General features: G+C 54.8%; 25 protein-coding genes and 3 pseudogenes. 16 read left to right on the top strand and 12 right to left on the bottom strand.

The annotated features are described in order from the left end of the window. Positions 1-1,164 precede the first annotated feature (1,164 nt). Positions 1,165-1,611, top strand: coding sequence for an MgtC/SapB family protein (locus N8E89_RS19555; RefSeq protein ID WP_262262867.1), 447 nt, complete (start codon positions 1,165-1,167; stop codon positions 1,609-1,611). A gap of 38 nt (positions 1,612-1,649) precedes the next feature. Further along, positions 1,650-1,780, top strand: a pseudogene (locus N8E89_RS19550) (IS6 family transposase); the annotation flags it as partial. A 59-nt stretch (positions 1,781-1,839) separates the two neighbouring features. On the opposite strand, the gene N8E89_RS19545 reads toward N8E89_RS19550, so the two are convergent. Then, a complete protein-coding gene (locus N8E89_RS19545; RefSeq protein WP_262263357.1) occupies positions 1,840-2,928 on the bottom strand; it encodes an AI-2E family transporter in 1,089 nt (362 codons plus the stop codon). Between the two features lie 365 nt (positions 2,929-3,293). Beyond that, positions 3,294-3,500 carry a hypothetical protein gene (locus tag N8E89_RS19540; RefSeq protein WP_262262866.1) on the bottom strand — a complete coding sequence of 69 codons (207 nt, stop codon included), beginning with the start codon at positions 3,498-3,500 and terminating at the stop codon, positions 3,294-3,296. Between the two features lie 1,022 nt (positions 3,501-4,522). Here N8E89_RS19540 and ytfQ point away from each other — a divergent pair. From ytfQ to N8E89_RS19515, 5 genes are all read left to right on the top strand, one after another. Next, the gene (ytfQ, locus tag N8E89_RS19535; RefSeq protein WP_262263356.1) at positions 4,523-5,479 is read left to right on the top strand and encodes a galactofuranose ABC transporter, galactofuranose-binding protein YtfQ; all 957 of its coding nucleotides are present in this window, start codon (positions 4,523-4,525) and stop codon (positions 5,477-5,479) included. 72 nt (positions 5,480-5,551) lie between these two features. Beyond that, positions 5,552-7,069 carry a sugar ABC transporter ATP-binding protein gene (locus N8E89_RS19530; RefSeq protein WP_262262865.1) on the top strand — a complete coding sequence of 506 codons (1,518 nt, stop codon included), beginning with the start codon at positions 5,552-5,554 and terminating at the stop codon, positions 7,067-7,069. Then, positions 7,066-8,082 carry an ABC transporter permease gene (locus tag N8E89_RS19525; RefSeq protein WP_262262864.1) on the top strand — a complete coding sequence of 339 codons (1,017 nt, stop codon included), beginning with the start codon at positions 7,066-7,068 and terminating at the stop codon, positions 8,080-8,082. Before N8E89_RS19530 ends, N8E89_RS19525 begins: the two co-directional genes overlap by 4 nt. Then, a complete protein-coding gene (yjfF, locus tag N8E89_RS19520; protein WP_262262863.1) occupies positions 8,079-9,056 on the top strand; it encodes a galactofuranose ABC transporter, permease protein YjfF in 978 nt (325 codons plus the stop codon). Before N8E89_RS19525 ends, yjfF begins: the two co-directional genes overlap by 4 nt. A 338-nt stretch (positions 9,057-9,394) precedes the next feature. Next, a complete protein-coding gene (locus N8E89_RS19515; protein ID WP_262262862.1) occupies positions 9,395-10,423 on the top strand; it encodes a diguanylate cyclase domain-containing protein in 1,029 nt (342 codons plus the stop codon). A 505-nt stretch (positions 10,424-10,928) separates the two neighbouring features. Here the strand turns inward: N8E89_RS19515 and N8E89_RS19510 are convergent. Both N8E89_RS19510 and gmd read right to left on the bottom strand, forming a co-directional pair. Next, entirely contained in the window at positions 10,929-11,102 is a 174-nt protein-coding gene (locus tag N8E89_RS19510; protein WP_162739946.1) for a hypothetical protein, read from the bottom strand. Positions 11,103-11,364: 262 nt separating this feature from the next. Further along, positions 11,365-12,435 carry a GDP-mannose 4,6-dehydratase gene (gmd, locus tag N8E89_RS19505; RefSeq protein WP_262262861.1) on the bottom strand — a complete coding sequence of 357 codons (1,071 nt, stop codon included), beginning with the start codon at positions 12,433-12,435 and terminating at the stop codon, positions 11,365-11,367. Positions 12,436-12,883: 448 nt separating this feature from the next. Between gmd and N8E89_RS19500 the strand changes: the two are divergent. The 5 genes and pseudogenes from N8E89_RS19500 (at position 12,884) to N8E89_RS19480 (ending at position 18,543) form a co-directional block, all read left to right on the top strand. Beyond that, positions 12,884-14,294 (top strand): annotated as a pseudogene (locus N8E89_RS19500) (adenylate/guanylate cyclase domain-containing protein). Between the two features lie 513 nt (positions 14,295-14,807). After that, a complete protein-coding gene (locus tag N8E89_RS19495) occupies positions 14,808-15,008 on the top strand; it encodes a hypothetical protein (RefSeq protein WP_262262860.1) in 201 nt (66 codons plus the stop codon). A 1,340-nt stretch (positions 15,009-16,348) separates the two neighbouring features. After that, entirely contained in the window at positions 16,349-16,768 is a 420-nt protein-coding gene (locus N8E89_RS19490; RefSeq protein WP_262262859.1) for a hypothetical protein, read from the top strand. Positions 16,769-16,786: 18 nt separating this feature from the next. Continuing rightward, positions 16,787-17,803 (top strand): Lnb N-terminal periplasmic domain-containing protein, encoded by a 1,017-nt coding sequence (locus tag N8E89_RS19485; RefSeq protein ID WP_262262858.1) that lies wholly within the window; start codon positions 16,787-16,789, stop codon positions 17,801-17,803. Further along, positions 17,803-18,543 (top strand): bestrophin-like domain, encoded by a 741-nt coding sequence (locus N8E89_RS19480; RefSeq protein ID WP_262262857.1) that lies wholly within the window; start codon positions 17,803-17,805, stop codon positions 18,541-18,543. The genes N8E89_RS19485 and N8E89_RS19480 overlap by 1 nt, the downstream gene beginning before the upstream one ends. 217 nt (positions 18,544-18,760) lie before the next feature. On the opposite strand, the gene N8E89_RS19475 is transcribed toward N8E89_RS19480, so the two are convergent. Genes N8E89_RS19475 through N8E89_RS19465 form a run of 3 tightly spaced genes read right to left on the bottom strand, consistent with a single transcriptional unit; the run spans position 18,761 to position 20,237 of the window. Next, entirely contained in the window at positions 18,761-19,183 is a 423-nt protein-coding gene (locus N8E89_RS19475) for a helix-turn-helix domain-containing protein (RefSeq protein ID WP_262262856.1), read from the bottom strand. Continuing rightward, positions 19,141-19,659, bottom strand: coding sequence for a hypothetical protein (locus N8E89_RS19470; protein ID WP_262262855.1), 519 nt, complete (start codon positions 19,657-19,659; stop codon positions 19,141-19,143). The genes N8E89_RS19475 and N8E89_RS19470 overlap by 43 nt, the downstream gene beginning before the upstream one ends. Continuing rightward, positions 19,656-20,237: a helix-turn-helix domain-containing protein gene (locus tag N8E89_RS19465; protein WP_262262854.1), complete on the bottom strand. Its 582-nt coding sequence runs from the start codon at positions 20,235-20,237 to the stop codon at positions 19,656-19,658. The genes N8E89_RS19470 and N8E89_RS19465 overlap by 4 nt, the downstream gene beginning before the upstream one ends. A gap of 192 nt (positions 20,238-20,429) precedes the next feature. Here N8E89_RS19465 and N8E89_RS19460 point away from each other — a divergent pair, with 192 nt between their 5' ends. Continuing rightward, positions 20,430-20,651, top strand: coding sequence for a type II toxin-antitoxin system RelB family anti-toxin (locus N8E89_RS19460; protein ID WP_262262853.1), 222 nt, complete (start codon positions 20,430-20,432; stop codon positions 20,649-20,651). Positions 20,652-21,399: 748 nt separating this feature from the next. Here N8E89_RS19460 and N8E89_RS19455 read toward each other — a convergent pair. Continuing rightward, on the bottom strand, positions 21,400-21,633 hold the full coding sequence (locus tag N8E89_RS19455; RefSeq protein WP_262262852.1) for a hypothetical protein: 234 nt from the start codon (positions 21,631-21,633) through the stop codon (positions 21,400-21,402). A 173-nt stretch (positions 21,634-21,806) separates the two neighbouring features. Here N8E89_RS19455 and N8E89_RS19450 point away from each other — a divergent pair, with 173 nt between their 5' ends. Then, entirely contained in the window at positions 21,807-22,001 is a 195-nt protein-coding gene (locus N8E89_RS19450; RefSeq protein WP_262262851.1) for a hypothetical protein, read from the top strand. Positions 22,002-22,300: 299 nt separating this feature from the next. Here N8E89_RS19450 and N8E89_RS19445 read toward each other — a convergent pair whose 3' ends face one another. Then, on the bottom strand, positions 22,301-22,615 hold the full coding sequence (locus N8E89_RS19445) for a hypothetical protein (protein WP_262262850.1): 315 nt from the start codon (positions 22,613-22,615) through the stop codon (positions 22,301-22,303). Between the two features lie 554 nt (positions 22,616-23,169). Between N8E89_RS19445 and N8E89_RS19440 the strand changes: the two genes are divergently transcribed. Beyond that, complete coding sequence (locus N8E89_RS19440; RefSeq protein WP_262262849.1) at positions 23,170-23,862, top strand: hypothetical protein; 693 nt, start codon at positions 23,170-23,172, stop codon at positions 23,860-23,862. 146 nt (positions 23,863-24,008) lie between these two features. Here N8E89_RS19440 and N8E89_RS19435 read toward each other — a convergent pair whose 3' ends face one another. From N8E89_RS19435 to N8E89_RS19425, 3 genes are all read right to left on the bottom strand, one after another. Then, a complete protein-coding gene (locus N8E89_RS19435) occupies positions 24,009-24,347 on the bottom strand; it encodes a hypothetical protein (RefSeq protein WP_262262848.1) in 339 nt (112 codons plus the stop codon). A 152-nt stretch (positions 24,348-24,499) separates the two neighbouring features. After that, positions 24,500-24,700, bottom strand: a complete 201-nt coding sequence (locus tag N8E89_RS19430; protein ID WP_262262847.1) for a hypothetical protein — start codon at positions 24,698-24,700, stop codon at positions 24,500-24,502. Between the two features lie 218 nt (positions 24,701-24,918). Further along, positions 24,919-25,209, bottom strand: a complete 291-nt coding sequence (locus N8E89_RS19425) for a hypothetical protein (RefSeq protein WP_262262846.1) — start codon at positions 25,207-25,209, stop codon at positions 24,919-24,921. Between the two features lie 494 nt (positions 25,210-25,703). On the opposite strand from N8E89_RS19425, the pseudogene N8E89_RS19420 reads away from it, so the two are divergent. Then, positions 25,704-26,759 (top strand): annotated as a pseudogene (locus N8E89_RS19420) (hypothetical protein). Positions 26,760-26,770: the final 11 nt, after the last annotated feature.

The raw sequence follows: 26,770 nt of genomic DNA, 5'->3' as shown, positions 1-26,770 counted from the left end.
TCTCAAACTGTACGAAAAGGAACTGACAGAACAGGGAGCGGTCTTTTCCTATCAATGAAAATGAAGGGTGTGTACTCTTCTAAGAGCAGCTTACGAATGCCCGTTCCAGGCACTGGCCTCGATCTAATATTTTCTTGGGCTGCTCGGAGTCCCGAAGAATCGATAGATCAAGGTCGATCGCTCATCGGCGACATCGTGCGCGGCTGATGCGGCCATGAGCTCGATCACAGGCTGCTGTGCAGCGTTGGATTGCTCTTTTTTGGTTCTTTTTCTTTTTGAGGATACCAAGCGTTGTCAGTCGGCGGTCGTTTGAATATTTATCTGCTGGATAGTCCCGCCGTCTAACAGCCGCTTGAGCGCTTCCATTCGTCTTCGATAAATCACTCATTCGAACCATGTTATCGGCCTGTCGTTGAATGCTGCATTTTGTAGGGACGTCGGGTGCGAATAATACGCCGCTCCCGCATCGCAATCTCTCATCCCACACCCTTTTGGATGGTGCCGGCGTGGGCTTGTGGGACGCGGCGAGGCGGTGAAAAACAGGAGAATATCGGTCTAGGTTGAGAGTTATACCCCTCATATGCCGGTGGCTTGCTCCAATAGCAAAAAAACGCCCAGCTCCAACTAAAAATTGTGGAGCAGCTGCATTTTTTGTCCACCCGCCTGACGCTGAGAAACTCCCAGTTACTATCTTTCGTTCCGACGAATTGAACGGAAAGAGCGAATGAATGACGTCCGCAAGATGTGTCAAATGTCGTTGGCACTCTTTAGAAGCTGCGCACCATTTGCAACATCGGGTCTCGTAGTGCACGAGGACCAGGCGGAGAACATCTCCTGCAGTCAAAACCACTCATATTGCGAGGCTTGGCGCGGGTCATGGGCTTGAGAAGACCCGCGTCAAGTCTCTGCCGAACGGGTGGTTCGACATTCAACAACAGTCCTGCGCGATTTAGGTTCCAATCGTCAAAGTGGCGTAACTAACTATTGGCTCCTGCCTACGCATGCTCAGGCGTCCTGCCGATCTTGGCCCAAAGCGCGCTCCGAATACGGACGAGCGCCCGGTGGAGGGCAGGAGGGCACGGCATAGCGGATTGACGAGCGGGAACCCGGAGCCCTTCTGAAGCGTTACCTTGCGATATTCACAACCATTGAGGGGGGAATTAATTGCTTGAGACATTTCATTACCTAAATTCTTTGCCCATTGTCCCGCATGTCATTGCGCTGGCGATTGCCTATATCCTGGCTTTTCCGATTGGCGTTGAGCGCGAAACTCAAGAGCGCAGCGCTGGCGTCCGGACATTTCCCATCGTAGCGCTGGCGAGCTGCGGCTTTATTCAGGGTGCCGAAAGCCTAGTGTCCGATAGCCCTGAAGCCATGGCGCGTATTGTCGAAGGCCTGATCACCGGTGTTGGCTTTATTGGTGGCGGGGCCATCCTACAATTAAAGGACTCCGTGCGGGGTACGGCCACGGCCGCAAGCATCTGGTCGACAGGAGCCATCGGCGTCGCCGTCGGCCTTGAGAGCTACGACGTTGCACTCATCATTTCGCTTTTCACCTTCCTGACGTTGCGCCTGATGTTGCCACTCAAGAAAGAGCCGAAAGAGGATTAGGGTCAGAGGTGCTACCATCGCTTTCCGCCGCAGATGGAGCGCGTCGTCGTCGTCCCAAGCCGCCTTCGCCGAATGATGTTTGGCATCTGCATGAAGTCGTGATCTCCATCGCCGGCAAGAGAAACTGGTTGTGGCGGCGGTTGATCAGGACGGATATGTGCTCGAAGAATCCCGTGGGTTCCTACCCGTTTGGAGAAGTCTCCAACGCCACTTCTCTAAATCAAGAGCTCAGGCAGGATCCGTCGGAGGCGGCGTGGGATGCCTGCGTTCCTCCACCTCGGCGGCTGTCCACTCAAGGAAGAGGCTGTAGGCGACAGCTAGCAGTGCCGGGCCGAGGAATATGCCGATGAGACCAAATGCGAGAACCCCGCCAAGTAACCCGAACAGACCGAGCAACACGGGCAGATTGTTGGCCTTACCGAGGACATAAGGCCTGAGGACATTGTCGATGCTACTGACAAGCAGCAAACCCCATGCCGCAACGAAGACGCCCCACCAAACCATTCCCTGCACAAAGAGCCATAGCGCCACTGCGCCCCACACCAGCGGGGGACCGACCGGGACAAATGCCAAAACGAACGTAAGGAAACCAAGCACTAACGCCTGAGGAACACCGGCGATCCAGAAACCGATACCGGCCAAGAGGGCTTGCGCGAGTGCAGTTCCGATCAAGCCGTAAACGACGCCTTTCACGGTTGCTCCGACCACCATGAGTAGCTGGTGGCCGCGGGAGCCGGCGAATCGTTCGCTGATATCGCGCATATAGGCTGTCATCCGCCGGCCGTGGAGATAGAAGAAAAAGGCGGTGATTACACTCAGCACGAGTTCAAGAAGGCCAATCCCGAATACCGTTCCGCCAGTTACGGCGATATCGGTGAGAGGACCGACCAACTTTTTGAGCTCAACGATGAAGGCGGGAGCGTCGTGAGCCAAGCTCTGCCAATAGACAGCCAAGCTCTCCCCAACTACCGGTACCCCCTCGACCCAACGAGGCGGCGCCGGAGGACCTTGCTCGAGAATACTGATCGTCCCCGTGATTAGGCTGCCTACGCTGTCCGCCAGGGCCGCAACCATGACAACAAACGGCGCGACAAGAACGAGGACTACCAGCAATGTCATCATGGCGGCCGCCAGTGCTTTATAGCCGCCGACAGCCCGCTCGCACTTCTTGTAGATGGGCCATGTCGAGAAACATATGACCGCCGCCCACAGAATGGCCGACAGAAACGGCCAAAGCACAACAACGCAGCCGATCGCCAGCAAAAGAAGCGCAGCGACCCCCAAAATCTGTTCGATGGGCTTGCCGAGAGGTATCACGACCAATCACTCCTCTTGTCATCAGGCATATTTCGGCCACCGAGGCTTGCCATTTAGAGCGGCCTTATTAGGCAATATTGTAGACAAATAGGCACCAATCAATATCGGCCAAAATCAAATACTATCGACATTTTCAGCGGAACGTTTTCTCGAGCGTTTATATTTGTACAGATGTCAAAAACCAGCCTCGCTCTCGCATGACGGCTGCATCACGCCACGAGCTGAAACCGCACGCCGGGCCTTGCGACGCGTCTTGGATGTCGTCCAGCCAACCCGTGCTTGCGCAACACCGCAACGTTCGCACAGCGCCGTGGCAGCATCAGTTCCGTAAATGTTCCTAAATACTAGAAATCTCTGGCTTGAGCTCATTCGTCGGGTGATGTCGCGTGGTGTGGGGGAATTGCTGATATCCGCGACAAAATCAGACAATGCGATGCTAAAAAATGCTCCTCGATGTCGCAAAATAGTTTGTTGGGTTCTGTGTCATTTTCGACAACACCGTCCTGAGTCACTCCGCCAAGCAGAGCGTTGATAAAAATGATGATGTGAATGTCGGGGTTTTCAGCTGCCAATCGTCCTCACCGGTGAGATAGAATACGCAATTTCTATAGAGCGCGCGCCGATCGATCGGAAAAAATTACCCACCCTGAAATGCCGATGACAGCAAAGCCACAAATTATCGCATTCCACACCGCCGTCGGTATTGCGTGATAGCCGAGCGCCCAGGTGAAACGATCAACCACACGGAAGCGGCAACATCCAGCCGTTCCTGTCATAGAAGGTGGTTGGTGATCGCCATGAACCCGATCGAAAACAATGCGATGCCAACAATAATGAAATTCTTCAATGCGATATCCCGACCGACGGTATCCGGACTGCTGTAATTCAGTAACCACGGGGACGCGACAAGCCACACCAATTATTGCCACCAAAGTATTCTGCCAATGTTGTCTGTTCACAGCGACCTCCCAAATGCATGAAAAATCACTCTCGTACCGAAACACGTTGTTGACCGACTAGGTTCCTTCAACGCCTTCAAGGCGCTGCATTCGGGTTGAATTTTATCTTCGATCCACGCGGCCGAGCGGTTTGAGGGCAATCGAGCGTCATGCCTCGGCGATACCGATGATCAAATACCGCCAAGATAAGAGTGATCGGTGACACAACGCGGCGCGACAGCTGCCCGGACGGCTGCGGTTTGGTGCGATCGGCAATATCATCGGCGCACGGCCAGGGTCGTTCTTGCCGGACTGCATTACACCAATCAACATCGGCCGAATCAGCTCTTATCGGCATTTTCGAAGGAACAGTTGGTGATGCTTCCTAGAATTGTACGGCGCTGAGTTCTCCGCGCCCAGCGAACGGGTTCGGGCGGAGGCGCGCGTTGGAGGAATGGCGAGCGTCTTCATGGGCTAGGTAGTACAGCTTTGGCAAGCCTCTCAGGCCTGTGATCATCGGCATTCTGAGATTCTCATGGTGCACAAGCTCGCCAACCGGTGCTTGCCAATTATAATACTATATTATAATAGCTTTATTGAGGTCTGGGAGGATCTTACGGAATCGACCTAATTCGGGAGGAATAATCGTGTCGTTGATGAAGAAAATTCTACTTGCCAGTACGGTTGCCATGTCTTTTGCAGGAGCAGCATCTGCGTCTGACCTGACGATCGGCTTCTCACAGATCGGATCGGAATCAGGCTGGCGTGCCGCCGAGACATCCGTTTCCAAAATCGAGGCAAAGAAGCGCAGCATCGATCTTAAGATCGCCGATGCACAGCAGAAACAGGAAAACCAGATCAAGGCGATCCGCGGCTTCGTCGCCCAGGGCGTCGATGCTATATTCGTTGCGCCTGTCGTTGCGACAGGCTGGGACACGGTTCTCGCCGAAGCCAAGGAAGCCGAAATTCCGGTTATTCTGCTTGACCGGACGATCGAGACTGCCAATGACGACCTCTATCTGACGGCGGTAACCTCTGACACTGTGCATGAGGGCAAGGTAGCGGGTGAATGGCTTGTCAAAACGACAGCGGGCAAGCCTTGCAATGTTGTCGAGCTCCAGGGAACAGTAGGATCGAGCCCCGCAATCAACCGCAAGAAGGGTTTTGAGGAGGGCATCGCAGCCGCCTCGAACATCAAGATTACCCGCAGTCAGACCGGCGACTTTACCCGTGCCAAGGGCAAGGAAGTCATGGAAGGCTTTCTCAAGGCGGAAAATGGCGGCAAGAACATTTGCGCGCTCTATGCCCATAATGATGACATGGCAGTTGGGGCCATTCAGGCCATCAAAGAGGCTGGTCTGAAGCCGGGCAAGGACATCCTTGTCGTCTCGGTCGACGCCGTGCCGGATATCTTCAAGGCAATGTCCGAAGGAGAGGCAAACGCCACAGTCGAGCTGACGCCAAACATGGCAGGTCCTGCATTCGACGCCCTGAAAGCCTACAAGGAGAGCGGCAAGGCCCCGCCTAAGTGGATCCAGACCGAATCCAAGCTCTACACGCAGGCTGATGACCCGAAGAAGGTTTACGAAGAGAAAAAGGGATTGGGGTACTAATCACTCCGTCATGACTGGCCGTCGTTAGGACGGCCAGTCTCACCGACAAAACCGCTCACGGGAGAGGGCGAAATGACGGACCCTACTGTTCTGCTGGCCGCTCGAGGCATATGCAAATCCTTCGTCGGTTTCCGGGCTCTGGACGCTGTCGATTTGACCATCCGGCGCGGCGAGATTCATGCGCTGCTGGGGGAAAATGGCGCCGGCAAATCAACGCTGATCAAGGTGCTAACTGGCGTCCATCAGCCAGATATGGGCGTCATGGAGCTTGACGGGCAGACCATTCAGGTTCGTGATACGTTACAGGCGCAACATCTTGGCATTGGCACGGTTTACCAGGAAGTAAATCTGCTTGCGAACATGTCTGTGGCAGACAATCTCTTCGTCGGCCGTCAGCCGATGCGCTTTGGTTTTATCGATCGCCGCCGCATGGAGAAGCGCGCCCGCGAACTGCTTCGTCAATATGACCTTCACATCGATGTTTCGTCGGATCTGTCTCGTTATTCTGTCGCGGTGCAACAGCTTGTTGCCATTGCACGAGCCGTCGATATGTCGGGCCGCATTCTCATTCTCGATGAACCGACTGCGAGCCTTGATCGCCACGAAACGGAAATCCTCTTTACAACACTCAGGCGGCTGAAAGATCGTGGTCTCGGGATTGTCTTCATCACGCATTTCCTCGATCAGGTCTATGAAATCTGCGACCGGGTCACCGTGTTGCGCAACGGCAAGGTTGCCGGGTCCGAACTGACGGCGCAACTGCCAAAAATGCAGCTTGTTTCTCTTATGCTGGGCCGTGCGCTGGCGGCCGTGGCGCACAATGTCCGCCGGGATCGGCCAGAACCTGAAATGAAGCAGTTTTCCTTCAAAGGCATGGGGCGGAGCCGCAGTGTCGCGCCGTTCGATCTGGACATTGGCGAGGGCGAAGTAATCGGCATGGCAGGTCTCTTGGGCTCAGGCAGGACCGAGACGGCGCGCCTGTTGTTCGGTATCGATTCTGCCGATAGCGGCGAGGCGGCAGTGGATGGCGTTCCCGTCCGCATTCGCTCGCCGCAAGACGCAGTCGCGTTGGGTTTCGGGCTATGCCCGGAGGACCGAAAGACCGATGGAATTATCGGCGACCTTTCGGTGCGGGAAAACATCGTGCTGGCTTTGCAGGCCCAAAGGGGCTGGTTCAAACGAATGTCGCGAAGACAGCAGGTTGCGCTGGCTGACAAGTTCGTCAAAGCGCTGGACATCCGCACGACTGATATTGAAAAGCCGATCAAGTTTCTTTCCGGTGGCAACCAGCAGAAAGTCATTCTTGCCCGCTGGCTAGCCACCAATCCACGCTTCCTCATTTTGGATGAACCAACGCGCGGCATCGACGTCGGCGCCCATGCGGAGATCATTGCCCTCATCAATCAGCTTTGTGATGACGGCATGGCGCTTCTCGTCATCTCATCAGAAATTGAAGAGATCGTCGCCTACAGCACACGCGTGGTTGTGCTGCGTGACCGCGCGCATCGGGGCGAGCTTGCAGGCGGCGACATTACAACGACGAAAATCATGCAGAAAATTGCTGCCGAACCTGGCGAGGTGCACGGATGAACCGCATAAATGCAGTTGCATTGACCAAGGCTTCGCCGCAACTCCTCTCGCTGGCCCTGATCCTGTTTCTGAACTATCTGGCGTTTCCCGGCTTCTTTGACATTCGTTTGCAGGATGGGAGATTGTTCGGCAGCCTCGTCGACGTGCTGAACCGGGGTGCGCCGGTGATCATTCTCGCCATTGGCATGACGGCCGTCATCGCCAGCCGTGGGGTCGATTTATCGGTGGGCGCGGTCATGGCGGTTTCCGGAGCCATTGCCGCTACATTGACCGTTGCCGGCTATTCACTGCCTGTGGTCATTATTGCGGCGCTCGGGACAGGACTTTTCTGCGGTCTGTGGAACGGATTGCTCGTTGCCTATTTTGATCTCCAACCGATCGTTGCAACGCTCATCCTGATGGTTGCAGGCCGCGGCATCGCGCAGCTTATCACAGAAGGGTCGATCATTACCTTCACCGATCCAGCCCTGATCTTTTTCGGTACGGGCGCGGTTCTCGGCATTCCGATGCCGGTGCTGATTGCCGCCACTTTACTTGTGTTTGCGATCATGATCGTTCGACGGACTGCACTTGGACTGCTGATCGAGTCCATCGGTGTCAATCGCAGCGCCAGCAGCTATGCGGGGTTAAACAGCAACCTGCTCCTTTTCGTCATTTACGCGTTTTGCGGTCTGTGTGCGGCGCTGGCCGGCCTCATCGTTGCTGCTGACATTCGCGGGGCCGATGCGAACAACGCCGGGCTTTGGCTTGAACTTGATGCGATCCTTGCGGTTGTCATTGGTGGAACATCGCTGTTCGGCGGACGCTTCTCGATCCTGATGTCAGCACTCGGCGCCATCATCATCCAGGCGATGAATACCGGGATCCTGCTTTCCGGGTTCCCCCCGGAATATAACCTCATCCTCAAAGCAGTGATGATTATCGTAATCCTGCTGGCGCAGTCTTTCTCATCCGCGGGCGGCTGGCAATTCCTGAAAAGCGAATTGCGCGCAAAGGGAGCAAAGCGCCAATGAACACGCGGCTTCTTCCATTCTATGCGACGCTCCTCATCTGCGCGCTTGCCTATACTGCCTGCGTCATGCAGTTTCCCGCGATGTTGTCCACGCGCGTTGCCGGCAATCTTTTGACCGACAACGCCTTCCTCGGGATCGCAGCTGTCGGCATGACGTTCGTCATTCTGTCGGGAGGCATCGATCTTTCGGTTGGATCGGTCATCGCCTTTACAGGCGTATTGCTTGCCGTACTCATCACCAAATATGGCGTGCATCCGCTGGCGGCGTTTGCCATCGCACTCATTATTACCACGACCTTTGGCGCGATCATGGGCCTCATCATCTATTATCTCGATGTGCCGGCTTTTATCGTGACCCTGGCCGGGATGTTCCTGATGCGCGGGATGTGTTTCGTCATGACAACGGATTCCATTCCGATCAATCATGAATTCTATTCGATGCTGCAGGGCATGTATTACCGCCTGCCGGGCGGCGGCCGCCTGACATTCATCGGCTGCCTGATGGTGCTGGTTTTCCTCATGGGCATCGTGATGGCTCATTTCAGCAAGCTCGGATCGTTTATATATGCGATCGGTGGAAACCGCACATCGGCCCAACTGATGGGCATTCCCGTGGCCCGGACGACAATCACTATCTATGCACTATCAGGATTCCTGTCCGGACTGGCGGGTATCGTCTTCTCACTTTATACATCCGCCGGCTACTCGCTGGCCGCGATCGGGGTCGAGCTTGACACGATCGCCGCTGTTGTCATTGGGGGAACATTGCTGACGGGCGGTGTCGGCTATGTCGCAGGCACCTTTGTCGGTGTGATCATCCAGGGCATCATCCAGACTTACATCGTCTTCGACGGAACCTTGTCCAGTTGGTGGACGAAAATCGTCGTGGGCGCTCTCCTTTTTGCATTCATTGCGCTGCAACGGACGTTGGTGTTTCTTTCAACCAGGAAGGCGATGGTCAACGCCACCTCTTGACCAGGAAATTACCTCGCCAACGTGAGTTCCTCACCGCTGGTCCTTGGCGTAAGGACGGTGAAGTACCAGCGCGTGGATTAAAAAACGACCGGGCAGCCTTTCCTGCCAAAGTTATTTTCAACAGGGACAAAACTTAAGCACCGAGATTTCTCAAGGCGCCAATCACCAACATGCGGCAGGAGTGAGAAGAGACTGCTCCGCGACAATGTCTTCTTAGCCTCATGACGCTCCGTTGAACGGTTTGAGACGATCGTTTAAGAATGATCATGGTATGTAGTTTATGCGCATACTGATTGTCGGGTGTGTTTGGTACTTTTAAGGGGATTAAAAGCGCTCCCATGTCAGAGGTCAGCCGGCGCAAGCCTTTTTCACCAACCCGCCGCATCCTCGAAATGGTTCCCCAGTCGCTGCAATTTTTAATGTCAAAGCGTGATCAAGTGGCGCGCCTCAAAGCGGAGCTGGTAAGGAAAGACGCCATCATACTTGAGCAAAGTCTGGCTCTTGCACAAAGCCAGAAAATCTTCGAAAAAGCATCCGCCGCAGCCAAAATTGGCGTTTGGCAATGCAGTCTACCGGATGAAACGCTTGAGTGGACGGATGTGGTTTACGACCTCTTCGATCTTCCTCGCGGGTCTCCCCTCGACAGGAAAAACGCCGTCGCCTGCTATTCCGCTGAAGCCGCCAAAGAGCTGGAAAAGAGGCGCAGCAACGCCATCGCAAATCGCAGCAGCTTCGGATTGGATGCCGAGATCGTGACTGCGAAGGGCAACCGTCGATGGATACGTATTACTGCAAGCATTGAATGCGAAAATGACGTGCCAGTCAGGATATTCGGGATGAAGCAGGATATCACTCAGCAGAAAATCCTGTTTGACCAGACACGGTATCTGGCTGAGTTTGATCCAATGACCGGTCTTGCAAACCGGAGCCAGTTTCAGGCCAAACTGGCCGCGTTATGTGATGCTGGCGATCGTTCAGGCGCTCTGCTTCTGATCGACTTGGACGGCTTCAAGAAGGTGAACGACACCTTGGGGCACGCCGCCGGGGACGAGTGTCTGAAAGAGATGGCGATTCGTCTATCGCAAGTGTGTGAGAACGCAAAAGTGGTTGCGCGCATCGGCGGCGATGAATTCGGGATTCTGACGGGGCCTGAATACGACAGGAATACAATTGCGGCTTTTGCCCAGGGGATCGTTGATGCCTTGGCCAGACCAGTTGAACAAGGCGGACGCTGCTTTCGCTCGGGCGCCTCGGTCGGGATTGCCTTCGTCGTAGACGGGGATGCTCCCACCGAGCTGTTCAAAAAGGCCGATTCGGCCCTTTATGCTGCTAAGGCCGCCGGACGGAGTGCGTATCGGATTTTCTAGGCCCAAGTGTTGAATCTGCTCGCTTGCCGGCCCGCCCCGCCAGTGGTGGCGTAGGTTATTTGTGTCACTTAGCACGATACTGGCGATCGTGAGATTGCCTTGGATAAAAAGAAGGACTAGCCGGCCGAGGCTTGAACCAATCGGGTTTAACGTCTCAGCAGGTTTTTTGCCTCTGCGAAAATAACCATCAAAATGGGATCCGCTACTTCCGTCTGAAGCTGCCAAGAAACCAATGACGCGCAAACGGTGACGCAGATCCAATGTTATGCGTCATTGGCAAAAGAGAATTTCTTGTTTCGCATCCGTCAAAGATAGGATTCACTCATGCCTCAACGCAACATGGCCATTATCCATAACTTTGAAGCAACCGATTTGATTCTGGTCAAACTTAGTAAATCTTAGAATGTCAGCCTGATTTGATGTTCAGTGCAGACCTGCGAAGGAGAAGTTTCGCCGCCAGTCGTCGCCCACATGGCAGGGTCGTGCTCGGTAGATTATGACTGGCCTATCGCCTGGGAATTCCCAGGCGCTTTTCTTCCTGTTTGGCAAATTGCTTCGCTTCGGCCTCTGTGCCGAATGAACGCTGGGCAACTTTTCCTTTCTCGTGGACCATTACGAACCATTTGTCGTCTTTTGGCTCAATGCCGACGGTGCTGAGTGGTGGCTCTTCGAAAGTCATTTTAGCCTCCCGAGGTTCTTCAATTGCCGGTGCTTAAAAAATGCCCGGCACGAGAAGTTCGCTCAGGTCATAGCCTAAGGCAATAGCAAACTGCCGCTAGAGACAGCCGCAGCAGCAACCCGCCCGAAGCAATGGATCCCACAACCTGACGCCCCATTGGCGCCGGCACCCAGCCTGCCTTTAAATCCCCCACAAAGCCGTTGGATAGTGACCGGCGATCCAGATCCGCTTTCCGCGCAGATCGAAGTGGTGATCGTCCCTTTCAGCCATAGAAATCATTTCGGCCCTCCTCGCGCATGATTGTTCGAAGATCGGCTTCCACCATTTCGGCAACCAGGGCATCGAAGGAGACGGTGTGCTGCCAGCCGAGCCTTTGGCGGGCTTTCGCCGGATCGCCGAGCAGGAGTTCGACTTCGGTCGGCCTGAAGTACCGCGGATCGATTTCGATGAGCTCCTTGCCGGATTTGCGGTCATAGCCGATCTCATCGACACCCGTGCCGGTCCATTCGATCTCTTTTCCCACGGTTCCGAACGCCTTCTCGACGAATTCACGCACCGTATGGGTTTCGCCGGTGGCAAGCACGTAGTCGTCCGGCGTATCCTGCTGCAGGATCCGCCACATGCCGTCGACATAGTCGCGGGCATGACCCCAGTCACGCTTTGCTTCGAGATTGCCGAGCCGCAACCTGTCCTGCAGCCCGCGTTCAATGGCCGCGACCGCCCGCGTGATCTTGCGCGTCACAAAGGTTTCGCCGCGCAATGGGCTTTCATGATTGAAGAGGATTCCGTTGGACGCGTGGAAACCGTAGGCCTCGCGATAGTTGACCGTGATCCAGTAGGCGTAGAGTTTTGCCGCAGCATAGGGACTGCGCGGATAGAACGCCGTCTTTTCGTTTTGCGGCGCTTCGATGCTCTTGCCGAAAAGCTCGGATGTCGAGGCCTGATAGAACCGGCAGGTCTTTTCAATCTTCATGATCCGCATGGCCTCGAGCAGGCGCAGCGTGCCAAGCGCATCGGAATTGGCCGTATATTCGGGGGTCTCGAAACTCACCTGCACATGACTCTGCGCCCCGAGATTGTAAATTTCATCCGGCTGGATTTCCTGGACCACCCGGCAAAGGTTGGTTGCGTCCGTCAGATCGCCGAAGTGCAGGCGAAAACGAATGTCTTCATCATGCGGGTCCTGGTAAAGATGGTCGATACGCGCCGTGTTGAAGGATGACGACCGGCGTTTCAGCCCGTGAACGATATATCCCTTGTTGAGCAGGAACTCACTCAGATACGCGCCATCCTGCCCCGTAACACCAATAATCAATGCGGTTTTCGCAGCCATTCGCCGTTCCCTGGTCAATGCTCCCGAGAGCTTGTTGTTGTCTTGGCCCCCGGGCCGGCTTCCCCCCGTTTGAAAACAGCCGCCGAAGACAGTGATGAATATCGGATTCACTATAGATGGCGCCGATGCGGATACACTTCGGCAATAGGGATAGGACCGGTATCCAAGGCGATGGAAAGCCGGGTATGCCGGTCAGCTCCAACCCGCTAAAAGGGGCAGATATCGCCGCCGCCTTCTCCGGAAGTGGTAGGTCCACACCACACCAACAATCGTAGTGCGGTTGATGCTTTTTCCGGCTTTCTCTGGTGGCCGCGGAACTGAAAAGGGCCGATTTGCGTGGTCTGCACCTTCTGCCGATCCAGCTGGCGTAGAGCAAGAATTTAGAATTGGAAACATTTGCACAGCGCATGGCATGGCAAGCGCACCAAATTCGGTATAAGTTAGACCTATGAATGAAGCCCAGCCTCTATTCAGCATGTTGCGCCAGTCGGCCCAGCCACGCATCGTTGATGCCATCGAGCGGCTTGTTCGCGAAGCGCCCGACCGCAACCTTGGCCGCATCAATGCACTCGCATTCGCCGCCGCTGAAGGTTTTGACGAGGAACAAACCATCAACTGCTTCCTGCAGGCATCGCATTTGGGCCTGTTCGATATGTCCTGGAATGTTCTTTGCCCTGGCTGTGGCGGTGTCCTCGACGCCAATACGACGTTAAAGACCGTGCAAAGTGAGGAGTATACCTGCGCGCTTTGCGCGGCCGGCTATGAGCCCACGCTGGATGAGATGGTTGAGGTAACTTTTACCGTGAGCCCGCGCGTGCGCCGCATCGACGCCCACAATCCGCACCAGCTTCCGCCTTTGGAGTATTTCCGCCAGATTTATTGGGGCTCGGGCGTCGATCTGCCGGAGGAGAATTATGAGGCAAAGGTCGAGGAGTTTGTTTTGGAGTCCCTTGAACTGCCAGCGGGCGAGAAGGCTGTCATCTCACTGCAACTGCCGGCAGCATTCGTCATTATCTTCGAACCGGTAACACACGCCGCGCAGTTCCTCGACGTGCAGGGCGAACCCACAAAGGAGCGGCAAAGCCTTTCGCTTGTGTTCGACCGTAGACACCGGCATCATGAGACCCTTAATTTGCGCCCCGGTCCACTGCGTATCCTGGTGGAAAACCACACTGAAGTTCGCGTCTTGCCATCGGTATGCGAGGCAAATGAAGCGTTGCATACGTTACTCGGCAATCGCCGACCGTTTTTGACCGCCAAGCGCCTTCTGTCTAATCAGACGTTCCGCGACGTCTATCGCACCGACACGATCGACGTGGATCAGCGGCTGAAGATCACCAGTCTCACCTTCCTTTTTTACCGACCTGCGCGGTTCTACCGAGTTATACGAAAGAGTCGGCGATCTTGCAGCATTTGATCTGGTGAAGACCCATTTCGGTATTCTTAACGAGATCGTGGCTGCCGAGGCGGGCGCTGTTGTGAAGACGATCGGGGATGCTGTGATGGCAACCTTTCCGACACCTGACCGGGCGGTGGCCGCAGCAATGCGCATGCGCGATGCGATGCACAGTCTCAACCAAGCACGCGGCAACGAGGATCTGCTCCTAAAAATCGGCATCCACGAAGGGCCTTGTATCGCTGTGAGCCTCAACGAGCGACAGGATTATTTCGGCCAGACAGTAAATATTGCCTCGCGCGTGCAGCACCTGGCCACGGCGCGTGAGATCTTTGCCACCGGGTCCGTGCTTCAAAATCCTCGCGCCTCTGATCTCCTGGCCGAGCGTGGCCTGAAACCGATGTCGCACGATGTCATGCTTCGGGGCATTACCGATCAAATTAGCATCTTTACGATTCCATGAGCCAGCGCCGTTGTTCGGTGCTCCTAAAGATAGCAGCATCATCATAGTCAAAGGGCGTATCCCATACCTCTAAATGCCAAGCTGACACTGTGCACTATCGGGCATATGGTTATAGGCTGTGCTTGCACATCAGACCGCTTTGCATGCGTGTCTTGTATCGTGGTCTGGTAGAACTGGGAGGGTAGAGGCAAGGATCGTGGGGCGATGTCCTCGTCTCTCTCCTCCCTTTTTGGATGCAGCCAAACTGAAAAAGCGATTTTTTTCTGCCTAACTTGAGATTGTCCCGCTCCCCCCGCACTTCGTGCATCTGACGTACGACCATTCGCCGACCATTCCATTGGGGCAATTGGGGCACTTTGTCCCATCTCGCAGCAGACTGGTTCCACCGCATGACGGGCACATTTTCACGGTCCATTCCTGAATAGTCCCGGCGCCACTGCACGCATCGCAGGCACGCTCTCCTAGTAGTGTCTGTTGTGTGGGTTGGTAAATCGTTTTACCTGGGCCAGGTTCTTGTTTTTCCTGCATCGCCTGTCCGGCTATAGCCGCCAGGACCGCGGCGCCAACGAGCAAACCAATGCCTGTCCTGATAGCATCGCCTCCCTGCTGAAAGAAATACAGCGACGCCAACAGGCAAACGGCCGCGGCAAAAGCAACTGTGCCAGCAATCTGAGCCTGATGATGCTTGATCCAAAATACAACGAATACGATTAGGGCGACGATTATAAATATGACAACATCGCCGGAAATACTAGTTTGCTTTATCAACCCATAGCCCAAGCAGGCTGGAACAATAAGTCCAGCAATAAAAGAGAAATATTTCCCCACAACGCCGCCCCCAACGCTATTCTACGTTTTGTCAGTAGAACACAGCGCTGGCCAATCACAATCAATCAATTAGAAGTAAATACCGCAAGTAATTCGTATATACCGCAGCCTTCAACGATAGGCAGCCACCGCGCGGTTTTCATGACCGCCAAATCGCTGGCAGTCGAGACTGGCCAACGTGGACGGGCGATCGCGATAATCCATGCCTGTTGTCTCGACCGCAACATCGCACAAACGTGCGTTTGGAGCCGTCAGCACCGGCCTTGGCAAAGGAGCCCGGCCGCCAATGGGGGCAGCGGCCGGGGCGCTGACACGGTTGGGCAATTGGGGATTGGGTCAGCGGTTCAAGGCTGCGCCAGTATAGTTAACAAATAATGAAGGTTGGCTCTCCAGGCTGGCTTTGTATCTGCCATATCGGCTTGCGTCGCTTAGATGCCGTTGGTGTACACCGACGACGCGACGATCACCATCGTTGCTATTATGATCAACGCTAGAAGCAGCATGTCCTTGCTCATCATGTTTCTAAACCAGGCCAAGACCATCATGCGGCTGGGCCACGGGCGATTGGGGTGCATGCCAATGTGCCCCTCTCCGCCGTCATTTTCGATGGCAATGAAATTCTCAGGTCATCGCGATCGTTTATTCGATTCATGCTGCTACCCGTTCATTTCTCATTACGGCCATCGGGATTTGACGAGGCACAACCCAGTCTAACGCGAGACGATCGCTTCACACTAGGGCCAAATCCGAGGTAAAAAAAGAGACTTGGCCCGCGTTGAGAACAACAAACCAAGTCTCATGAAGCTTCGCCGTACCTACTCGCCTAGTAATCACGGTGAGACTTCAGCTGTTACCAGCGACGGAGCAACGCGTGTTAGTGGAATAAGGTTCCGCAAATAATCAAGAAAACCCGTTAACCAGAATGCAATATCCCCCATCTGCCGCTGTTAGATGGGCTACTGCGCAAAACCCTTGACTCCTGCTTGTCAATCTACGGCTGAAAACGACGGTGAGGTATAGGCCTTACGCTGAATTCAATGAGCCCGGTTTTGTCAACACCGGCCTGTCTCACTTCCCCTCAATCGGCTGAACGGTCTGTTTTATGAGCAAGTAGGAGCGACAGATAAGCCGAGTCCAAGACAGGATCTATGGCACCAATGACATTCAGCGCGGTATGCCCGTGGGCCCCGGTACCAGCCCCAGGATGCGTTTAAAAATTCATCCTGATGAAGCGTCTTGATTGGCCAAAGGAAAGCAATCCGTCGCTGCTTGACGGGTATTACTCCTGTAAGGAAGCAAAGCGAGCAAACTTTTTCTGCATTCATGCGCCCAAGCGGCCTGTCCGTGCTAACATGTCGTCGGGTGCGGTGATCCGATTTCGTCCAACCTTTGGTTCCCCAACGCCTGATCGAAAATTGCAGTCAAACGTGGGGATATGCGCGATGAACAGACGTGGTCCTTTAGGCGGGGCGATTGAGATCGCCTCTCTCTTTGCAACCAGTGTTGGTCGAGCGAATTCGACGACCTTTGCGCCCAACCAAGTTTATTCGCTCGTTACAGGACAAGAAATCCCCTTTAATGCCGCCAATCCGAAAGCAGCGGTTGATCGCCGGGCCGAAATGATCGGCCTCGGGCGCATCCTATAGCGGCCGATGAGGTATCGGTTGCATCGCATAGGGCGTTTGCTCGTTGCCAGTCTGCTCGCGCTGGTTGTTACGATCGCAACAACATGGGCGGTGATGGCACTTTGGTACCGGCTGCCTTTTCCGCCGCCCGCAAAAATCACCGCCGGATGCTTGTTCGGACTGCTTGGCCTTGCAACAATCGTGATGCTCTTCACGCCCTTGCGCACTTGGTCACTCATTGTGTTTCTGGGCTGCTTCGGTTTACTGCTGACATGGTGGAGCACGATAAAACCGCTCGCAGATGCGGATTGGGCCCCTGAGGTCGCGCGGCAGGTCACGGGAACGCGCAACGGCGATTTGCTGACGCTGACCAATGTCCGTGACTTTGAATGGCGAAGCAAAAGCGACTTCACCGAGCGTTGGACGCGTACTTACGACCTGAAAACTCTCAAGTCTGCCGACTTATTCATGTCCCAATGGGGGAACCCCAACATTGCTCACGTCATCCTGAGTTTTGGTTTTGAGGATGGCGATTTTATTGCTTGGTCGATCGAGGTGCGGCGGCGTATCGGCGGCGCGTTTTCGCCTGTTGCCGATCTCTTCAAGAGCAATCCGTTGGTGATCATAGCGGCTGACGAGCGGGATGTGATTGGCGTTCGATCGAATTTCCGCGGGGAAGACGTTCAGATCTATCGCCTCAAGGCGTCGCCGCAAGCTGCCCGGGCGTTGCTGCTCGAATATGTCGTGGACGCCAACGCCCTTTCCACCACACCCGAGTTCTACAACTCAATTACGACCAACTGTACGACGACGATCGTCAAGATGATGCGTGCCGTGGGTGACGTAGTCCCCTTCGACTGGCGGCTGATCGTCAACGGATATTTGCCTGAATACGCGTACGACCGTGGCGCGCTGGACACCCGCCTGCCGCTTGTCGATTTACGAGACCGTGCTCACATCGAAGAGCGGACAAAGACGGCGGGATTGTCGGCGGAGTTCTCCCGGCTCATCCGCATCGATGTACCATCGCCATCGGGCAACCCGGGAGCAAACTGATGAGTGCGCTCACGATTGGCGGAATCGTGTTCGTGTTCCTGTCTCTTGCCATATCGATGGGAATGATGCTGAGCCTCCGCTTGCCGCATCACCATCTAGGTGCCGATTCGAAGGATACGATCAAGCTTGCGACAGCCGTGGTAGGCACCTTGTCGGCCCTCGCGCTCGGCTTCCTGATTGCGTCAGCCAAGACAACATTTGACGTTGCTGAAGCTGAGCTTAGAACCTCGGTAGCGCAGGTGGTCCTTCTTGACCGGGTCATGGCGCATTATGGTGCGGAAACAGCCGGAGCACGCCAGGCGCTTGCGCAATTGGTAGAGGCCCGACTGCAGCAAAGTGGACAGGGTGGAGGGGAGATTGCAACAGCGGGGATAGAGCCCGTACAAGATGAACTGCGGTCCCTCATCCCCGAGGTGGAGGTGAAACGCTTGCTGCAGTCACGTGCGCTTGAGGTTAGCGGGAAAATAGCCGAGGCACACTGGTTGCTGGTCGAACAGGAGGGCGAGGAGCCTCCGTGGGCCTTCCTTGCAATTCTGGTCTTCTGGCTTGCGCTGCTATTTTTCACATTTGGGCTATTGTCTCCCCGCAATGCAACGGTCGTTTCCATCTTACTCGTGTGTGCATTATCGGTGGCAGGAGCAGTATTTCTGATTATCGACATGGCGCATCCGTATCTAGGCTTTATTCGTGTCTCCGATGCGCCGTTGCGCATGGCCCTTGAGAATCTCGGGCGAACCTGAACCTGCCACGCCGAGCGCTGCGCTCAGTCAATGTTCGATTTGAACACTTCTCATGTTCCTCGGCCTGGGATTTGGGCCCATCACTTGTGGAAGAGATGATTGCGGCAGTATCGAGCGCAGCTTTGATATCTATCGGCAGGTCAATCGAGATCGAGGACGCATTGAAGTCGCTATCCTCGGGAACAAATTGATGCAACTGCGGGATCTGATCAGTAAATCATTGCGATGCGTTGCCCGGCCAGGTGCCGCGATACGCCAAGGGGGTCGTTCCCGTTTCTCGCCGGAAGGCATTGGAAAAATGGCTTGAACTGGAGAAACCACAGGACAGGGCGATGTCGGTGACAGGCCTGGAGGAATGGCGCAAAAAGTCCTTTGCCCGCTCGATCCTGCGCCGGATAATGAAGGCGTATGGCGGACAACCGAGCGTTTGCCTGAATGCGCGGCAAAAGTGGGGAACGCTCAAACCGGCAAGTTCGGCCAGTTGTAAAAGCGACAAGTCAGCCGTGAGGTCATCGTCAATTTTCTCAATCACACGGTTAAGGTTCGTGGCGGCGAGCCCGCCTTTGCGCACGGGGGCCGGATATTTTTGCTTGCGCATCAGCTGGGTGAAGATTGTGGCGGTATAGCTCTCGACAAGCATGGTGCTGAGCGGATTGCGGTCCCAGAATCTCTGCGCCTATCCCGCGGGCCGCGTTCATGATGATGGCATCCTCGAGATCCCAGATCGGGCGAGAGCGACGGCAGCGCGCCGGGCGGCACCCGGGCAAGAAGCTCTGCCACGTGCGCCGGTTTCACCAGGATTGACAGGTAGGCAGCTGTCGAGGCGCCAGCCTCCCAGCCCCGCCAGCTGCATTCGGTGGGAACAAACAGGATTGCCCCGGGCTTTCGCGGGACAAACCCGGCGTTCCTGCCATCGATGAAGTATTGGCCACGCTCGGAGTTGCCCTGCACATTGAGCAGAACAAGGTGCTGGCTGGAGGTGATTGCCGTCTCCTCTTTTGCAAGCCCGCTCCGCCGGACAAGATCGGCCTCGACGCGGTGCCACGACCTCCGGTCATGGGAGGTTGTCCGGCAGTCACCGACCTTGAAGGCAGGCTGCGGCGCGGGCTTCGTCATGCCCGCCCCCGATCCGCATCATCCGATGCCAAAACTGTTTGAAACGCCCGCTGCGGGTCCGGTGCGCCGCCGTGCCCGTTTTCTGTCTTCGGCCGCTGGCATCCCTCGTCGCCCTTCAGCGCCGACAATTCTTCGCCCAAAGCCGCGATGAGGGCGGATACGCGGCGGCGCGTGCGAGGATGCAGCCGCATCACCCCTTCAATCAGCCGGCGCCCCTCACTGCTTGCCAGGAATGTGATCCGCTCGTCGACGGGGAGAGACGCCGCCTCGCCCTTCTGCGTCGCATTTCCCGGCAGACCTTCGAAAAAGCGGCCGACGGGCACGCCGAAGCATGTCGCGATTTCAAAGAGCATGGATGCACTGATGCGGTTTTTGCCGTTCTCATATTTTTGCAATTGCTGGGGGCTTACCCCGACAGCGCGGGCCAGCTCGGCCTGCGTTACGTCGGATTGAAGGCGGACGGCGGTAACCTGACGCCCGACATAAAGGTCAGCCGCATGTGGCCACTCGCCCGCGCCCGCTTGCAGGTGTAGCAGGCGGGGTTGCCATTCGGTCCGCGGGACCTTCCGGTGCTGCATCCGTCACTCCCCGTTGAGTGAGTATTTCGCGGTACGCGCCCCCGTGACGCGTCGCCATAAACAGTTTCGAAATTTGGTGTGGAAAATTGGTAAGTTCCGGTCGTACTCATGCGTCATAGAACCTGTCTCGAAAGACCACAATACATATTATAGTTGATAACACTATAGTATATAATTTGCCACCCTTTTTGCATGGATATGCGCAAACTGGTTGGCCAAAATTTTTCACGTCTGCGGCGAGAAAAAGGGCTGACCCAAGAGGAGATTGAAGAGCGTTCAGGCTTCAGCCAACAGTACCTTAGCGGCCTTGAAAGAGGCCAGCGCAATCCGACGATCATTACAATATATGAACTCGCGCAGGCGCTCGGCGTTGATTATCTAGAGCTGTTATCGCCATATAGGCGAAACAAATAGCTGATAGTGAATGTTAAGCTGTAGAAAGTCGCATTCTGTGGTTACACTACTCCAACAAGTCGTGCGTAACGCGCACCTGTGTCACACTGGTTTCCTAGATACTCTGTTGATGATAAGTCGGTAAATTACCCTTTGCGTCGTAAGTCGCGTCGACGTGCCTGGAGCGCGCTCCCCCAAAGTAGGTGCCTACGCTCAAAAATCAGGGGAACTTTTGTGGCGCAAAACGGAAGGTTTCGAGACAGACTTTGCGAGACATCGCGGCCCCGGAATCGAGCCTCTGCGTAATCCAGTTGGATGTCAGGGATTTTGCGAAGGGCACAGGTTCAATCCTGTCCCGCCGAACGATATCCGGAGCAAGGCGGCCGTTCGCGATCGATAAACGGGCTTGGCAGCCATCCAACGATGACCGCCCTCAATCGGCAGGACCATTCCCATCAATCGATAATCGAGAGCGAACCTGCGCCATTTGGCATTGGGGTACGGCTTTCGCGTTGGTTCGGCTTGTGGCCGCTTGCTGTATTTTCTTATTCCTGACTACTATCCCGATCATGGCAACGCTTCTCATTGCTGCATCTCTTTGTTGCCGGAATACAAGAACAATACAGGGGCAAGCTCGACCTTTTCAACTCTTGTGGTCCGATGCGGAAAACGGTCAGGGCTGTCGTACCCACCGCGAGGATCCCAGCAAACACCAAAATTGTAGAGGGTCTTACCTCGACGGAAAACGCTGCACCAATTGCAAAAAGGATCAATCCGAGAAAAACTCCGGTGCAATGCAGAGCACCTTTTGCCCAACCCAAGGTCGCTCGTGGATGCTCGATTGAAGCGTGACCTCAACGGCAACCCTGCCCAGCATCCGTATCTCAGCTTCATTCGTGTCTCCGATGCGCCGTTGCGCATGGCCCTTGAGAATCTCGGGCGAACCTGAACCGGCCACGCAGAGCGCTGCGCTCAGTCTGTGTTCGATTTGAACACTTCTCATGTTCCTCGACCTGGGATTTGGGCCCATCACTTGTGGAAGAGATGATTGCGGCAGTATCGAGCGCAGCTTTGATATCTTTCGACAGGGTCAATCGAGATCGAGGACACACTGAAGTCACTACTCTCGGGAACAAATAGCGCTGCTAACCCTTTCCCTTCCCAGGAGGTTCGCTCATGAAAAATAAAGCTAGCCAGTCGGGTCCGGAGAAAGACGCAAAAGGTCAGTTTGTTAAAACGCGCCACGGCGCCGATAATGATGGCGTCTTAAGCGCAAACCCTCGCGTGTTGTCTGGCAAAAAAGACGGTGACGCCACCTTTAAGGCGGACGCAAAGGACAACGAAAAAGATCGACAAGCTCCAAAGCGCTAGTCATCACAGCAACGCCGCATACGACGTGCGAATTGGGCTGTTACTCGTGAGTCCATTCGAGCACTTCTCGCCAGAATAGGGTGACGAGCGATGGTCATTCTGCGGCTGTTGTGGCCAGAACTGCCGGTGCAAAATGGGACTTGCGGATCCTACAATCGCCAGATTCGAACGACCACGTCAAAATTGCGAGATGTGCCGACCCAAACAACATACCTGCCATGGACAAGGCCAAGCAAGCTAAGAACGATGCCAGACAGAGTCTCGATCGGGCTGCAAACTACTTGCTCACGCCAGCGGCTCTACACTTTAAGGTCATTGTACTCTTCCAGATAGGAAATAACCTTATCCAGCGCCGCAACTATATGGAGTTCATTGCTGCCGAACTTGTATCGTCCCGTGATTTGAACTTCGGCAGGTAAATCGTCGTATGAGCCACTCCGTTTTAGCGGTCCGTCGTCTTTGCCGCTAAATGTAATTGGGTATCTGAATTCTCTGCCGGAACCATAAAATATGCCGTTTGGCCCCCAGTTTTGAATGTTTCCATTGTAGCACTCGTTGCCAATGATCGATTCCAATTTACGCAACAGTGCCAAGCGTTTCTTCGATATTTTCATCTCGTCTCCTTGTTCAAGGCAGTCAAATGCTCCTCGACAGAAGAAGCGCAACTGATCATGTCTTGTTCATTGCCAAGCGCAAGCACGGCGACTCTTGATGCAATTTTGCGGCCCGATCAAAGTCGGTAACAACGCAAGCGATCGATTGGTACAATAACGTGGCCGCGATCAAAACGATGCCGAAGCCATGCAAATCGATGTGTTGCGTACTCGTGCTTGCTGCCGAGGGATCCGGCAGCATCAGTGACAAAGAACGACGCATTCCAAGAATTTCGATCGCTGCTGTTTTCCGGAATAGGCATGTGCTGGCCGCTCTCAAGCCAGTACGGACGCTGTTTCGGCAGCCGCGCCACCGAGCTCACCGGCGTTGTTAGCGTTGCCCCCAATGCGGTTCCGATGTGCAACTACAAAGTGCTTTCAAGCTGCTCATAATATACTGGATTTTGGCAGGGCGGCGAGACCGTCTTCCGTGCTCGGCGACCTCCCTACCGCCGCCTGCTTGTTGCGATTTGAGGCGTCGTCCATTACAGTTAGCTTATTTGGTTGGCTAATATTTGGATGGTGCGGTGAGTAGAATTGAATTCACGCCAAAATTTGCGTTTTTCCTCTTCTTTGCCCTAGCGATAAATGCTGCGTATTTTTGGTTGGCGATTGACCCTGTCGATGTGTCTGTATCGCTCGATGAGTCCGGTGCGATTGAGACCGTTCAGCTTGTTTACCTTGCAAGTGGCGCTGCGCTGTTCTTCGCAGCGGCCGCAATGCTGTCGAAGGCGGACCGGATGCTTTGCATCGGGGTGTCCGTGCTTGCTCTCGTTTTTTTCCTGCGGGAACTGGAGATCGATAAGACGGGGCCAATTTCGACTTATCTGCAGAGCAAATCATTCCGGGCTCATGAGGCGCTTGTGGTGGCAGGTGTGGCCGTGGTTTATCTGGTTTTGCGCTGGAGATTGGTTAGCGACGTTGTGCGGTATGTCTTCAGCAGAACTGCTTGGCCGTTCTACATCGCTGGCGTTCTTCTGCTGGCCGGAGCGCTTTTCGACATGCTGCACGGGTCAGTCTCAGATCAAATCAAAGAGGAAATCTTTGAGTGCAGCAGCTATTTGTCGCTGGTGCTGGTTGCCGGGATGGTCTGCTATCAACAACCCGGTGCCATCCTGCGCAGTAAGTCCGCAGACTTCTTGATGGTGGTCGTGACGGTCTGTCTCTTCGCCGGCGCCTGCTGGCTTACCGAGCTGGTTAATCGATAATCGATGTTACCGGAGCGGGAGGTGTTACCTCCACATCGATGTGCCACCCGCAAGGGATGTTTCCGCGCCCTTTCGGCAGAAGGGCAATTCGGCGTCGGGATATTGGGGTCCGAGAATTGAGACGTCTGCAACCGGCTCAGACAATATCATTCTCGATTCGGTGTTGTAGATGCGACGTCCCGCAAAATCTTCTCCTCCGCCCGGTGGGCGTTGTGGAGTTTGACCACCAACTGTTCGCTCACCCAATTCATGACAGAGAGGCTGTTCGTCGCCATTGCCTCTATCTTGACTGGTCGGCACTGAGAGTCAGCGACGAAGACAGCGTATGAGAGGGTTCTCCCCGAAACGCCCCTGGCATCTATCACCGTGGTCGACGCGTTCGCCCAGCATTTTCGGTACTCGTTCAGATTCTGGTCAGCCTGTGCTGTGCAGATGAGCGAACCAGCGGCGGCAATGGCGGCAATGGTGGCAATGTAAAGTTTCATCGCGTTCTCACAAAAGCGAGCTCAGTTTGCCCGCTCGAAGTATGCCTGGAAAAGTATTTCAAATCGGTTGATATAGCCAAGCCGCATAGTGTTAGGGACAGGTCGCCGGTCAAATTGATTCCTATTTCAAACAAAACAGCCTGTTTGTGTAGCTAATTTGTAAGCCCGTGATCGGTACAATAGGCCATGAACTCTTCTGGTAACATCGTGCCTTCACCTTCGATCTCCACCTGCAGCACGGGGTATTTGCGAACAGCGCGCATTGCGTCCTTTGCACATGGAAACTTGAGGGCGGTGATCGTCAATTTGCCCTCCACAATGAAAACACGAACGGCAGTGTCAGGGTGAGACATTGCTGCGCCCTCCGCTGGAATTATTTTGGTTTCAGCGAATACATAATGACGCCGTTCGCGTAAAAAAGAGGCGGACTGAAAAAGCATCGCAAAAAATGTTATCGGCGTCCCCCATGGGGATCGATCCGCCAAACTTCAGTTTCAACGCAGTGGAGAAGTGCTCATCTCAGATGGTTCATACCCAGCAGATATTCGATCGAATTCGACTTACCACATCGTCAATCGCGCGAAGCAAGGCACGGATCTAGAACGATATGCGTCTCGTCCAGAATTCGCATGCCACCACGAACGAGCACACGCTCGCCAAGCTTCATTGCGTTGTCTGAGTAAGTGACACACATCACCCGAATTCCTGGATCAGAACAGATGGCGAGATACCAAAGCGACTCGTCGGAATGAATGAGGGTAAGTGGCCCGGAAGCCCAAAGATCGATGCGGTCACCTGAAGGCACTTCAAGCCCCGCAAGCGTTGCTGCCAGACCGTCACAGGTTACATTTTCTAATGGCATCTGTTCTGGTCCAGCCAAACCTCGCCGGCCAGCAAATAGATCGTCTTGTGCGAGGGCTTGCCTGTTCAGGCCGCCGATGAATAGGCAGACTATGCAAAACATGCGAACCAAACTGAAAATCATTACGTCTATTATCCGCCATTGATGCGACTAACCTCGATAATCGATGACACAACCGGGCACACTCGCAAAGCGATATGTTCTATGGTCAGTCATAAGAATAACTTAGGCGTAGAAAACAGGTTACCGGCCGAAAGTTTGCCTGCCTTGGCTTCAGAGTAATAAATCTGAAACTCTGGAGCGTGGGACGGCTTTCGCGATTTCGAAGTCTCAGGCGCATGATCCCCAAATGGCTATCGTAATATCCAAATGGATGTAGACGAATTGCAGGCTCTTCTTTTTCTTCATCTACCGGCACAATGAAGGGGAATGACTGGGCCGTAAGCCCTGTGAGTTTGCAGGACCTACGCTCGAACCGGAACGGAGCGAAGGCTATGACGGAAACTCGTCCTGTATCGGAAGACGCGCCCAATCCGAGCGCCAATCAAAACCCAATCTCCGGTTCTTCTGCAGCGCATCTGGCTCTGGTGCCGACGTGGCTCCCGCTAGATGTCACAGGCAGTGCAAACCACAATTCGGCCGGAAGTGGTGGCGACGGCGTCGCCATGGGCGTCATCAGCAGCAATCCTATGGCGGTTTTCATGCCGTCCTATTGCGGGGCCCAATTCGGCGGCGAACGCGCATCAAGGCAATAACGCCATGATCAACCAGCATGCGATAGAAGTCGCCGGTATGGGCGGCGACGGTGGAATTGGGAACGTTGCAGTTGGTGGCGGAGACTCCACCAATCACGCTGGCAGTGGCGGCAATGGGGTTTTCTATGGTGATATGGTGAGCTCGGATGTCGGGGTGTTTGCTCCGATCAATACCGCTGTCGCGGGAGGCCCAGGTTCGAGCGCAGTTTCAGATCAAACGAATAATGCGGCCATGTTGCGCCACCCAGATCGGCGGTGTTGGAGGCTCAGGCGGGTCTCACAACGCGGCGATCGATGGTTCCGGAGGTGGGCACACTTTCACCGGTGATATGCATGCAGGCCACGGCGGCAGCGGTTTATTCGTCGGGAGCATGGTTGACGTGAACGTGGCCGTCTTTTTCGCCAATCAATATCGCCGTCGGCGCTGCCGGCGGCTCGGCTGAAGCCCACCAGACAAATAACGCAATTTTCGATCAGGGCGCCGTCCAAATCGCGGGAATCGGTGGCGACGGCGGCGGTTCCAATCCGTCGTCCGACACAATTTTCACCGGAAGCGGCATGGCTGGTGGTGGCGGATCAGGATATTCGAACGGCAGTATGGTCGACGTCAACCTCGGTTATTTCCACCCAATCAATATCGCCGTACCTGCAGGCGGTACGGCCGATGCCCAACAGATCGACCATGTACTTTACGATCAGCATGCCCTGCAAATGGCCGGCATTGGAGGAGAGGGCGATCTGTCAAATGCTCATTCAGCCCTTGTAGACGACAATCTCAATTTTCTGGACACCTAGCATCTATCCAC

It is taken from the genome of Phyllobacterium sp. A18/5-2 (genome assembly GCF_025452215.1).
Lineage (GTDB): Bacteria > Pseudomonadota > Alphaproteobacteria > Rhizobiales > Rhizobiaceae > Phyllobacterium > Phyllobacterium sophorae.
The sequence above is the reverse complement of the archived record's forward strand: the minus strand, read 5'-3'. Positions and strand labels throughout refer to the sequence as shown.